Genomic DNA, 11,626 nt, shown 5'->3' with positions numbered 1-11,626 from the left:
CCCTTTTCCCCCCCCCGCTCGGGGGGCTGGCTACTTCGCGCTGCCTGTCGGTTGCTTCCCGCAGTGTGATTGAATCCGAGGCGGCCTGCTGCCGCCATACGAATCCGCCATACGAATCCACTGTTCGAGTCCGCTGTTCGAGCCCGCTGGGGGGAAGACTTTCGTGCACGGCGCCCTGTTCGCCCATCTCGACGTGTTCGGGATCGCCTTCGTCTGCGTGGCGGCGCTGGTTGCGGGTTGCGTGGACGCGATGGTCGGCGGAGGCGGACTGATCCAGTTGCCGGCGCTGCTGTTCCTGATGCCGCGCACGCCGGTGATCGCCCTCGGCACGAACAAGGTCGCCTCCATCGTCGGCACGAGCACCGCCGCAGGCCGCTACCTTCGGCGCACGCGCGTCGACTGGCGCGAAGCCGGCCCGATGGCGCTCGTCGCGCTCCTCGGCTCACTCACCGGAGCGCACGCCGCGAGCCTCATGCCCGCCACCGTCCTGGACGCGATCGTCCTGGTCGCAATGGTCGCGATTGGCATCTACCTGTGGCGCAACAAGACCCTCGGCCTGGTTGAGGACCTGCGCTTCGGCGACGCGACACTCGTCCGCATAGGCGTGATGGCCGCCGGCGGACTGGTCATCGGATTCTGGGACGGCATGGCCGGACCGGGCACCGGCTCCCTGCTCATCTTCTTCCTCGTCGGCGCTGTCGGCTTCGAGTTCGTCAGGGCGTCGGCGATCGCGAAGGTGGTCAACTGCGCCACGAACCTCGGCGCGCTGATCGTGTTCGCCCCGAACGGATCCGTCGCCTGGGGCCTGGCGATCGCCATGGCCGCGTGCAACCTGAGCGGCGCGCTCATCGGCACCGCGCTCGCCACGACACGCGGCTCGGCCTTCATCCGCAAGGTCTTTTTCGGTGTCGTCTCCCTCCTGATCGTGAGCGTCGCAGGCAAGCTCGCCCTCGGCTGACGGCCGTTGTTCTGTTGGTCGCTCCGGTTACCCGCGCAACCGCAATCCCTGCGGCGTCAGCGAGAACCCGGCTTTGATCAGTAGCGCCGCCGGACCACGGGACGTACCGTCGCCTGAGAGCACCGGCACGCCGTCGACCGCCCCGACCGTCAGCGCGCCGACCCGGCCCGAGCGCACCGAATCGGCCAGCGCGCGCGCCGCCACCTCCAGCACTTCGGGGTCGGCGTGAAATGTCAGGACCGTGCGGCCGCCGCGTTCGACGTACCAGGCGAGCTGGCCGTCGTGCAGCACGACCAGCGCTCCTGCCTTCCGCCCAGGACGGTGCCCGAGCTTCGCCGGTTGGCCGCTCCCGCCGTCCGCCGCCGCATCCGGCCGATGCGGCCAGTCGACCGCCGCGCCGTATGCGTTCGCCGGATCGGTCGCGGCCAGCACGATCGTCGCTGGCTGCTCCTTGCCCTTGCCGCGGCCGCCGAAGCCGCTCGGTTCCGCACGTAGCCGGTCCACGACACCGTCCGCCGCGAACTGCGCCGCACCGAGCCCGTCCACGAAGTAGCCGCGCCGCACCCGCCCGACCTCTTCGAACGCTGAAAGCACCCGGTATGCCGCGGAGAAATTCCCCAGCGCGCCGACCCCGCTGCGTTCCGCGCCGACCGAGCCCCTGGTCACCAGGCCGTACCGGTCCAGCAATACCTCGGCCTGGATCTGCGCGACCTGCGCCAGCTGAGCCGGCGACAGGCCTGACGAGGCCGCCGCGGACGAACGCCCCGACCCCGATGAGCTCGCGGCGGCGGAACGCCCCGACGAGCCCGTGGCAGACGAATGCCCTGAGGGGCCCGCTCCGGACGAACGCTCCGATGAACCGTCCACCCCTGCGCCCGACGATCCGTTCGAGGTGCCGCCCGGGATCGGCGCAGAGGCCAGGCGACGCACGCGCGACCACCGGCCCGCGGCTCGACCTGCCTGAACCGTGGTCAACGACTGCTCGGCGCCCGGCAGCGGGGCGGACAACCGCAGTGAGGCGTACCTACCGCGCGGCGTCGGGCGTTTCGCGCGGTGCGCCGTCTTGCCCGCGCCGAGCAGCGAGCGCATCGGGGCGAGCGTGTCGTTCGTCAGATGGCCTGCCCACAGCAGCTCCCACAGCGCGTCCAGCACCTTCTCCGGGGTTGCCTGGACGCCCTGCTCATCGAGTCGCGACATGAGACCGCGGAAGAACAGCGCGTTCTCACCGGCGAGCTCCGTGAGGATCCTGCGGTGCAGCTCGCCGAAGCCGTCGACCGGCAGCGGCTCCGGCAGCACGGCGGGCGCGATCGACGCGGGCGCCAGCGAGACCCAGCCGTCGTCCACGGCCAGCGCACCGGCTCCCGTCCACGAGACCTCGCCGCCGGAGGTCAGCTCGTCGAGCATCGCGGGCTGATAGTCGGCCACCCGCGCAGGCAGGATCAGCCGCTCGAGCGCCGAGGCCGGAACCGGATACCCGGCCAACTGCTCGACCGCGCGCAGCACGCCGTCCACGCCGCGCAGCTTCGGCTGGGCCGAGCCCTCGCCGCCGCTCGTCGCGATGACGCCGTGCCACGCGGGGAGCATCCTGGCCAGCAGCGCCGGCGCCACCGGCTCGGCCTGCTCCCGCAGCGCGGCGACCGTTCGCCGCCGCAGCCTTCGCAGAACTCTGGCATCGCACCACTGCTCGCCGGCCGTGTCCGGCCGGAAGCCGCCGCGCACCACGCGCTGCTGCGCCGCCAGCCGCTCCAAGGTCGCCCTGAGCACGGCGATGCCGAGCCCGAAGTGCGCCGCCGCGTCCTCGACGGCGAACGGCGCGTGCGTCCGCGCGTATCTGGCCACGAGGTCGCCGAGCGGATCCGGCATCGGCTCGGTGAACGCCTCCGGGATGCCCACCGGCAGCGGGCAGCCCAGCGCATCGCGCAGCCGGCCCGCGTCCTCGATCGCCGCCCAGCGCTCCTCGCCCGCGATCCGGACCCGGATCGCCCGCTTGGTCCGCCCGAGGTCGATCAGCCACTCCTCGGCGACGCCGCGCAGCCGCGCCTCGGCCGTCGTCATCGGACCGAGCAGACGCAGCAGGTCGGCCGCGTCCTCGGCGTCCCGGGCGTGCCGTTCCGGGGAGAGGTGCTGCAGCTCGGCCTCGAGCTGGTTGATGACCTCGTTGTCGAACAGATCCCGCAGCTCCGGCTGCCCCAGCAGCTCCGCGAGCAGAGACGGGTCCACGGCCAGCGCGGCGGCTCGGCGTTCGGCCAGTGGCGAGTCGCCCTCGTACATGAACTGCGCGATGTAGCCGAACAGCAGTGACTTCGCGAACGGCGACGGCGCGTGCGTCTCCACCTCGACGATGCGCACCCGCCGCGCCTCGATGTCCCCGAGCAGCTCGACCAGACCAGGAAGGTCGAACACGTCCTGCAAGCACTCCCGGACCGTCTCCAGCACGATCGGGAACGACGCGAACTTGCTCGCCACCGAGAGCAGGTGCGCGGCACGCTGCCGCTGCTGCCAGAGCGGTACCCGCGCGTTCGGCCTGCGGCGCGGCAGCAGCAATGCGCGCCCCGCGCATTCGCGGAAGCGCGAGGCGAACAGCGCCGAGCCGCCCACCTCGTCCGTCACCAGCTGCTCGATCTCCTCGGCGGCGAAGCGCGCGAGCTCCGCCTCCGGCCGGGCCGTATCCGAATCCTCATCCCAGTCCGCGTCCGGAACACGCAGCACGATGCCGTCGTCCGCGTGCATGACCTGCGCGTCCATCCCGTGGATCGCGCGCAGCCGCGCGCCGATCGCCAGCGCCCACGGCGCGTTGACCTGGGCGCCGAAGGGGGAGTGGATGACCAGCCGCCAGTCACCGAGCTCGTCGTGGAAGCGCTCGACGACGATCGTCCGATCATCCGGGACCAGGCCGGTCGCCTCGCGCTGCTCCGTCAGATAGGCGAGCAGGTTGCCCGCAGCCCAGTCGTCGAGCCCCGCCTCACGAAGCCGAACGTGCGCTTGCTCGGCTTCGAGCCCGCCGAGTTCGCGCGTGAACGCGCCGAGGGCCCGGCCGAGTTCGAGCGGGCGGCCGAGCGCGTCGCCGTGCCAGAACGGCAGACGGCCCGGCTGGCCGGGCGCCGGGGAGACCAGCACCCGGTCGTGCGTGATCTCCTCGATCCGCCACGAGCTGGTGCCGAGGGTGAACACGTCGCCCACCCGCGACTCGTAGACCATCTCCTCGTCGAGCTCGCCGACCCGCTTGGCCTGCTTCTGATCCCCGACCAGGAAGACGCCGTAGAGCCCGCGATCCGGGATCGTGCCGCCCGAGGTGACGGCCAGCCGCTGCGCCCCCGGCCGCGCCTCGACCCGACCCGCCTCGCGATCCCACACGAGACGCGGCCGCAGCTCGGCGAACTCGTCACTCGGGTAGCGGCCCGCGAGCATGTCCAGCACGGCCTCGAACACCGACTCGGCCAACGTCGTGAACGGCGCGGCCCGGCGGATCGCCGACAGCAGGTCAGATGTCAGCCAACCGTCGACCGCGACCATCGCGACGATCTGCTGAGCCAGCACGTCCAGCGGATTGCGCACCGCGTGCACCGACTCGATCCGGCCGGCGCGCATCCGCTCCGCGACCACGGCCGCCTGCAGCAGGTCCCCGCGGAACTTCGGGAAGATCACGCCGCGGCTGACCGCGCCGACCTGGTGCCCGGCGCGGCCCACGCGCTGCAGCCCCGAGGCGACCGAAGGCGGCGACTCCACCTGGACGACCAGGTCCACGGCACCCATGTCGATACCGAGCTCGAGGCTCGACGTCGCCACCACCGCGGGCAGCGTTCCGGCCTTCAGCGCCTCCTCGACCTCGGCGCGCTGCTCCTTCGACACCGAGCCGTGGTGCGCCCGCGCGAGCAGCGGCGGCACGCCCTGAACCTGGCCAGCCTCGCCCATCAGCTCGGCGGGCGGACGGCCCTGAACTGGCTTTTCCTGCTTTTCCGGCGGATTCAGCTCGGCCCAGCGGATCTCGTTCAGCCGATTGCACAGCCGCTCCGCCAGCCGCCGCGAGTTGGCGAACACCAGCGTCGACGTGTGCTGCTCGATCAGCTCCGCCACACGCTGCTCCACATGCGGCCAAATGGAGGAACGCTGCCTACCGCGCTCCTCGGCGGGGACGGCATCCTCGTCCAACGCGGCGATCTCGGCCATGTCCTCGACCGGCACGACCACCTTCAGATCGAAGGTCTTCGCCGACGGCGGCGCGACCACGACGGCGGGGCGCGGGCCGCCGAGCCAGCTCGCCACCTCCTCGGGCGGGCGGACCGTCGCCGACAGGCCGATGCGCTGCGCCGGTTCGTTCAGCAGCAGGTCGAGCCGCTCGAGGCTGAGCGCCAGATGGGCTCCGCGCTTCGTCCCCGCGATCGCGTGCACCTCGTCCACGATCACCGTCTCGATGCCGCGCAGCGCCTCCCGCGCCTGCGAGGTGAGCAGCAGGAACAGTGATTCGGGGGTGGTGATCAGGATGTCCGGCGGCTTGGTGCCGAACCTCCGGCGCTCGTCTGCGGGCGTGTCCCCGGTACGCACCGCCACCCGCACATCAGGCTCCGGCAGACCCGCGCGCACCGCCTCCTGCCGCAGGCCGGTCAGCGGCGCGCGCAGGTTCCGCTCAACGTCCACGCCCAGCGCCTTGAGCGGCGATACATACAGCACCCGGCAGCGCAGCTTCGGATCCTCGGCCGGCGGCCCGAACGCCAGCCGGTCCAGCGCGGCCAGGAACGCCGCGAGCGTCTTGCCGGAACCGGTCGGCGCTACCACCAGGGCGTTATGGCCGGCCTGGATCTCCGCCCACGCGCCGAGCTGAGCGGCGGTCGGCTGCGCGAAGGCGCCGCTCAACCAGCGCTGTGTCGGTTCGGCGAAGTAGTCCATGACCCCATGGTGCCTGCCGCCGCCGACAAAAGCCGAGGTAACGGAAATGGATGCACCGAGAAGGCGATTCCGAACGGGGTCCGGACGCCTTTTCGGTACATCCACGATTCCCGGGGGTGCCCGGGAGGCGGACCGCTAGTGGCTCTGGTTCGACTGCTGCGCGGCCGAGAGGCGCTTGCGCAGGAGCAGGCTGGTGCCCCCCAGGGCGCTCGCGCCGAGCGGCGCGACGATCTTGTCCGCACCCGAGCCGGTCTCCGCGAGCGCGCCGGAGCTCTTCCAGACCTTCGTCTTCGGCGCGGCGTGCTTCGGCTTGTGGACCGGCCGGGTCTTCGGCGGAGTCGTCGCCTGGCAGCTGCACTGCTGGCCCGGCGTGTGGGTGCCGCCATTGCTGCAGTTGTTGTCCGACGCCGAGTTGAGCAGGCCGATCACGGTGACACTGTTGCCACAGGCGTTGACCGGGACGTTGACCGGCATCTGGACCGTGTTGCCCGAGCCGACGCCCGGGGAGTCGCTCGAGCCGCCGTGGGCCTTGCCGCCGGTCGAGTCCGAGTCCTTGCCTGAGCCGTTCGAGCAATCGTTGCCCGACGCGGTGTTGCCGACGCCGACGCCGGTGACCGAGTTGCCGCAGAGGTTCACCGGCACGGACACCGGGATCTGGACCACGTTGCCCGAGCCGACGCCGGGCGAGTCGGTCGCCGTGCCGTGGGCGGTGCTGCCGGCCGAGCCCGAGTTCGAACACTTGTTGTCGGACGCCGAGTCGAGGACACCCAGGACGGAGACCTGGTTGCCGCAGGCGTTGACCGGAACGCTCACCGGGATCTGGATCAGGTTGCCGGACAGCACGCCCGGAGAGTCGGCCGCGCCGCCGTTGGCGACGGTGTCGGCCTGCGCGACGCCCATGCCGAGGCCGCCGATCAGCAGGCCGCCGGTGGTCATTCCGAGGACGACGCGTCGCTTCGTCGAGTGATGCATGAAAACCCCTGAGTTGGTCCTTCGGGCAGTAGCCCTCTAACTGAGGACAGGAACGAGGTACGACGATCGGGGGCTACCGCAAATCGTAGGAATACCCCAGACGAGTGATAGTCCACATCGTCCGACGGTCATCCGGAAGCTCGTCCGTCCTGGACGCCGAGAGCCCGGCCACCGTGCATCGCAACGCGGTGGCCGGACCCTTGGAGAAGCGCCGACGTGACCGGGGCCGAGCCAGCCGGCCGGCCCCGGAGGTGGGGCACCGACTAGTTGAAGTTCTGGCAGTTGTTGCCGAACGCGGAGTCGAGCAGCCCGATCACGGTGATGCTGTTGCCGCAGACGTTGACCGGAACGCTGACCGGCACCTGGATGTTGTTGCCGGACAGGACGCCGGGCGAGTCCGCGGCGAAGCCGTGCGCCGAGGTGTCGGCCATGGCCGCACCGGCGCCCACGACGACGAGGGCGCCGGTGACACCGGTGAGCGCGGCAAACTTCTTGACGTTCATGAGCAGTCCTCCTTGTCGCGGCCGCTGAGACCGCGGCATGCGTTACAGGGCAGTGGCCGCGTCGAGGCGGTTCCGGCTTTCGCATCCGAGCCGCCTCGGGCCACGCAGAGGGAAACGACGGCGGGGCCCCGGGGGTACGGATCCTTCGACATCGTCCCTCTTTAAGGGGAACGAATAATCACCGCGCCACCCGCTGATCGGATGACCGCTGACCGGTATTCAAAAAATCTTCCCTGCTCAATGAACATCCGCCCGTTTGCACGTGTGGCGGGTGGGAATCGGGGTAGCACTCGGGCAAGGTCGCGGCCGTCCCCGTGCTGATTCCGTCGTCCGCCGCCGTCTCGCTACGCTGAGCGAGGGAGTGACGGCGCGTCGGGACCCGCACAAGGGCAAAAACCGGTAGCGTGGACTGCGACACTCGAATGAGTGAATTGTGCTACCCGTGCCTGCATGGGTCCGCTGTGGAGAGAGGAGGCGTTCGATGGTTTCGAGCCGCAGGGCCACGGCCCCGCATCTGGTTCCGGTCGATGACGGCGAGCGGTGGTACGGGGAGGGAGAGGAAGCTGCCGGGATCGGCCAGCGGATCGCCACCGTCCGGCCGCGGAGCTTCACCGACGCGAAGGTGATCGGTGAGTACTTCCGGGCCGGCGTTCCCGTCATCATGAACCTCGCCGACCTGGAAGAGGGCGACGCCAAGCGCATCGTCGACTTCGCCTCCGGCCTCATCTTCTCGCTGCGCGGCGGAATAGAGCGTGTCGCGGCCCGGGTGTTCCTGCTGACCCCGGCGGGCCTGGAGATCGTGGACGGCGCGGACAGCCCGTCGCAGGATCCCGGCTTCTTCAACCAGGGCTGAGCCCCGCCCCGGCGCGCGAGATCGGTGGGGTCCGGCGCGCCCCGAAAAGACTTCCGGCTGTGCCTCGCGGGCGAATTCTTTGCCCGCAGGGCACAGCCGCGCGCGTTTCTGACGAATGCTCAGATAATGAGAGTGTTACTCGTGTGGAGTATTCCTCAGATAAGTCAGCCGAGTCCTCCGCAGTCGAGTGCCGCCGGAAGTGATATGCCCTCGGCGAGATCCGGCGCCGGGCGGATCGGGCCGCGCTGCGTGCTCAGCGGGATAGTGCCCGCCCAATACGGCCCGGAGAGATCTGATTCGTCGTCGGCGACGTGGTCCCCTCGCGTCTTGAGCGAGACGGCGTCGAGTTCCAGGGCGACGATCGCGGTGGCGGCGTCCTCCTTCGCCGTCGGCGGCCGGGACAGGTCGGAGCGGCCGGGGTGCATCTTGTCGATCAGGCCCCGCATCGCCGCGAGCCGCTCTTGGGCGTCCCGCACGAGCCGGGCTTCGCCGTGTGCAACCACGCTCCGGTAGCCGACCGAGTGGTTCATCCACGAGCGGGCCAGTACGAGCGCGTCGAGGATGGTGACGGTGACGCAGATCGGCTCGCCGTCCAGCAGTGCGAAGCGTCCGCCGCTGGATCCGTGCACGTATATCGTCTTGCCCACGCGCGCGAGCATGGTCGGCAGAGCGACCGGCCGGCCGTCGCGGATGAAGGCGACGTCGCAGTGCAGGGACTCGTCCAGGACGGCGTGCACGGCGGCCAGGTCGTAGGCCGTCCGGGAGCGGTATCTGGTCGGGGTGGACAGTTCGGTGGCGGCGTAGACTTGCGTCATGTTTATGTCCTAGTACATAATGTTGATTGTGTCAGAACAATCTCTCTGGTGGGAACGCTACAAGCTGGCCGGGGCGGGCGCAAGCGAGATCGCCGCGTCGGTCGAGGCCGCCGTGACGGCCGGCCTGCTCAGCCCGGGCGAGGCGCTGCCTCCGGTGCGCGAGCTGGCCGAGCGGCTCGGCGTCAACCCGAACACGGTCGCCGCGGCCTACCGCAGCCTGCGTGACCGGGGCACGGTCGAGACCCGCGGCCGGGCCGGGACGCGCGTGCGCGAGCGGCCGAGCCGCAGCCTCCGGCAGCGGACGTACGCCGTGCCGGAGGGCGTGCGCGACCTGACGTCGGGGGAGCCGGATCCCGAACTGCTCCCCCGGTTGGCGCCGCCGAGCCGCATCGACGTCTCGCACTACCGGTATGCCTCGTCGATCGAATCCGCGCTTGAGGAACAGGTGCGGCTGAGGCTGGCCCGGCACTTCGACGTGCGGAAGGCGCAGGCGAAGGGCTTCCACGGTGCGGCGGCAGCTGACGAGGCGTCGATCGAGGCGGCCGAGCTGGTCACTCGGTCGAGGTTCCTGCCGGTGTTCGGCGCGCTGGACGGCATCGACCGCCTGCTCGCGACGCATACGAGGCCCGGGGACAAGGTCGCGATCGAGGACCCGGCCTGGGGAAACGCGCTGGATTCCCTAGCCTCGCGAGGCCTGACGGCACAACCGATGCAGGTCGACGACGAGGGCCCGGATCCAGCCGACCTGCGTGCCGCGCTGGCGGCAGGGGCGCGAGCGGTGATCGTGACGACGCGGGCGCAGAACCCGTACGGAGCAGTCGTATCACCGCGTCGTGCGACGCTGCTGCGCGCGGAGCTCGCCGCGTACCCCGAGGTGCTGACGATCGACGACGATCACGGTGCCGATCTCACGCCCGGTGTTCCGCACGTCCTCTGCGGCGCGACGAAGCACTGGGCCTATCTGTACTCGGCCTCGAAGTCCTACGGGCCGGATCTACGCATCGCGGTGCTGGTCGGCGACGACGACTCGACGGACCGCGTCGCCGGCCAGTTACGGCACACCGCGCGCCGCGTCTCGGGCGTGATGCAGGAGATCTGGGCGACGGCACTGGCGGACCCGGAGCACGACGCCGTGCTGGCGCGCGCCGCCGAGACGTACGCCGAGAACCGACGCGCTCTGATCGGCGAGCTTGCTCGGCGCGGCATCGAGGCGCACGGCGAGACCGGTCTCAATGTCTGGATCCCGGTTCCGGATGAGACCGCGGCGGCGACGGGGCTGCTCGCGCGCGGATGGGCCGTATCCCCTGGCTCGTGGTTCCGCGTACGCACCGGCCCGGGTGTCCGCGTCACGGTCGCCGGCCTGCGGCCCGGTGAAGCCGCCGCGCTGGCGGACGCGGTGGCCGCCGCACTCGGACGCGGCGATACGGGCAGGTCGGCGGCGCATCGAACGGTGCCGGTATGAATCGCCTAACCGTCTCCACCCCGGCTGCGCGTGGATCTCCACCCGCGTCTCCACCGTGGTTCGAACCGTAGGTTGATCACATTCCCGCAGGTCCAGGCGATAGTCGAGACATGACCACTTCGGACTGGATCCTCGACCTCGCCCTCATCCTCGTCGTCCTGCGACAGATCCGCTGGAGCCGCATCGACGCGATGACCGTGATCGTGCCGCTCGGCATCGTCGCGTACGTTGCGCACAAGTACCTCACCCCGATCCCGACCGGCGGTAACGACCTCGTGGTGATCGGCGTGTTCGCCACCGTCGGCACCGTGCTGGGCATCGCCGGCGGGCTCACCACGCACCTGCGCGTCGACCAGGGCAAGGTCTTCGTCCGCGCCGGCTTCGTCGCCGCGACCCTGTGGATCGCGGGCATGGGCGGCCGGCTCGCCTTCGCCATCTGGAGCGAGCACAGCGGCGGCCCGACCCTGGTCCGGTTCAGCGAGCAGCACCACATCACATCGATCCAGGCGTGGGTCAGCGCCCTGATCCTGATGGTGCTGTGCGAGGTCTGCACCCGCGTCGGCGTGATCGTGTGCCGCTACCTGCTCGTCAATCGCACGACGGCGCCCGCCCTGAGCACCATGGCCGAGCCGACGACGTCCGCCGCCGCCCCGCTCGTCGACTCCGTCCGCCGCTGACCGCAGCCCGCCGGCCGTGGCACGCTTGCCGCGGCAAGCCGCCCATCGCCCGTCGCCCATCGCCGCTTCTTGCCGCGGCGGACCGCCTCAGAGCGCGAGCCGCGCCATGTCCTCGAGAGTCTCCGGGTCCAGGAACTCTCGAGCCGGCACCAGCTCCGCGAGCCGGTCCCGCTCGGTGGTGATCGCCCGGAAGTAGGTAGCGATCGTCACCCCGTGAGCCGGGCGAGCGAGAACCTCGATCCCGTCCCCCGCTCGTACCTCGCCCGGAGTAACAACACGCAGATAGACGCCGGTAACCCCGACCTCGGTGAATCTCTTGATCCACCGAGGTTCGGCCATTTTCGCGGCGAAGGTGGAGCACGGAATCCGCGGCAGCCGTGCCTCCAGCACCAGCTCCTCGCCCAGCCGCCAGCGCTCCCCGATCACAGCGTCGGTCAGATTCAGCCCCTCGGTCGTCAGGTTCTCGCCGAACATGCCGTCCGGCAACTCCCGCCCGAGCTCC

The 11,626-nt window shown here is 70.6% G+C and carries 9 protein-coding genes; 4 read left to right on the top strand and 5 right to left on the bottom strand.

Going from position 1 to position 11,626, the window contains the following annotated elements:
- The first annotated feature begins 163 nt into the window (after positions 1-163).
- Positions 164-958, top strand: a complete 795-nt coding sequence (locus KDK95_RS32115) for a sulfite exporter TauE/SafE family protein (RefSeq protein ID WP_212522114.1) — start codon at positions 164-166, stop codon at positions 956-958.
- A 27-nt stretch (positions 959-985) separates the two neighbouring features.
- On the opposite strand, the gene KDK95_RS32110 is transcribed toward KDK95_RS32115, so the two are convergent.
- The 3 genes from KDK95_RS32110 to KDK95_RS32100 form a co-directional block, all read right to left on the bottom strand.
- Complete coding sequence (locus KDK95_RS32110) at positions 986-5,842, bottom strand: ATP-dependent helicase (RefSeq protein ID WP_249162217.1); 4,857 nt, start codon at positions 5,840-5,842, stop codon at positions 986-988.
- Between the two features lie 135 nt (positions 5,843-5,977).
- On the bottom strand, positions 5,978-6,814 hold the full coding sequence (locus KDK95_RS38430) for a chaplin (RefSeq protein WP_212522113.1): 837 nt from the start codon (positions 6,812-6,814) through the stop codon (positions 5,978-5,980).
- A gap of 263 nt (positions 6,815-7,077) precedes the next feature.
- Positions 7,078-7,317, bottom strand: coding sequence for a chaplin (locus tag KDK95_RS32100; protein WP_212522112.1), 240 nt, complete (start codon positions 7,315-7,317; stop codon positions 7,078-7,080).
- A gap of 481 nt (positions 7,318-7,798) precedes the next feature.
- On the opposite strand from KDK95_RS32100, the gene KDK95_RS32095 reads away from it, so the two are divergent.
- On the top strand, positions 7,799-8,170 hold the full coding sequence (locus tag KDK95_RS32095; protein WP_212522111.1) for a cell division protein SepF: 372 nt from the start codon (positions 7,799-7,801) through the stop codon (positions 8,168-8,170).
- Between the two features lie 164 nt (positions 8,171-8,334).
- On the opposite strand, the gene KDK95_RS32090 is transcribed toward KDK95_RS32095, so the two are convergent.
- Entirely contained in the window at positions 8,335-8,985 is a 651-nt protein-coding gene (locus tag KDK95_RS32090; protein ID WP_212522110.1) for a pyridoxamine 5'-phosphate oxidase family protein, read from the bottom strand.
- A gap of 28 nt (positions 8,986-9,013) precedes the next feature.
- Between KDK95_RS32090 and KDK95_RS32085 the strand changes: the two genes are divergently transcribed.
- Both KDK95_RS32085 and KDK95_RS32080 read left to right on the top strand, forming a co-directional pair.
- Positions 9,014-10,447, top strand: a complete 1,434-nt coding sequence (locus KDK95_RS32085) for an aminotransferase class I/II-fold pyridoxal phosphate-dependent enzyme (protein WP_307844832.1) — start codon at positions 9,014-9,016, stop codon at positions 10,445-10,447.
- A 110-nt stretch (positions 10,448-10,557) separates the two neighbouring features.
- The gene (locus KDK95_RS32080; protein WP_212522108.1) at positions 10,558-11,124 is read left to right on the top strand and encodes a hypothetical protein; all 567 of its coding nucleotides are present in this window, start codon (positions 10,558-10,560) and stop codon (positions 11,122-11,124) included.
- Positions 11,125-11,211: 87 nt separating this feature from the next.
- Here KDK95_RS32080 and KDK95_RS32075 read toward each other — a convergent pair.
- Positions 11,212-11,626: MOSC domain-containing protein (locus KDK95_RS32075; RefSeq protein ID WP_212522107.1), on the bottom strand; the 415-nt coding region annotated here is incomplete at its 5' end.

This window comes from Actinospica acidithermotolerans (genome assembly GCF_018139625.1).
Lineage (GTDB): Bacteria > Actinomycetota > Actinomycetes > Streptomycetales > Catenulisporaceae > Actinospica > Actinospica acidithermotolerans.
This window is presented reverse-complemented; position numbering and strand designations above follow the sequence as displayed.

Bases quoted from the DNA above. Each gene is read 5' to 3' on its own strand.
- KDK95_RS32110 (WP_249162217.1), bottom strand. From the start codon at position 5,842: ATGGACTACTTCGCCGAACCGACACAGCGCTGGTTGAGCGGCGCCTTC.
- KDK95_RS38430 (WP_212522113.1), bottom strand. From the start codon at position 6,814: ATGCATCACTCGACGAAGCGACGCGTCGTCCTCGGAATGACCACCGGC.
- KDK95_RS32100 (WP_212522112.1), bottom strand. From the start codon at position 7,317: ATGAACGTCAAGAAGTTTGCCGCGCTCACCGGTGTCACCGGCGCCCTC.
- KDK95_RS32095 (WP_212522111.1), top strand. From the start codon at position 7,799: ATGGTTTCGAGCCGCAGGGCCACGGCCCCGCATCTGGTTCCGGTCGAT.
- KDK95_RS32090 (WP_212522110.1), bottom strand. From the start codon at position 8,985: ATGACGCAAGTCTACGCCGCCACCGAACTGTCCACCCCGACCAGATAC.
- KDK95_RS32080 (WP_212522108.1), top strand. From the start codon at position 10,558: ATGACCACTTCGGACTGGATCCTCGACCTCGCCCTCATCCTCGTCGTC.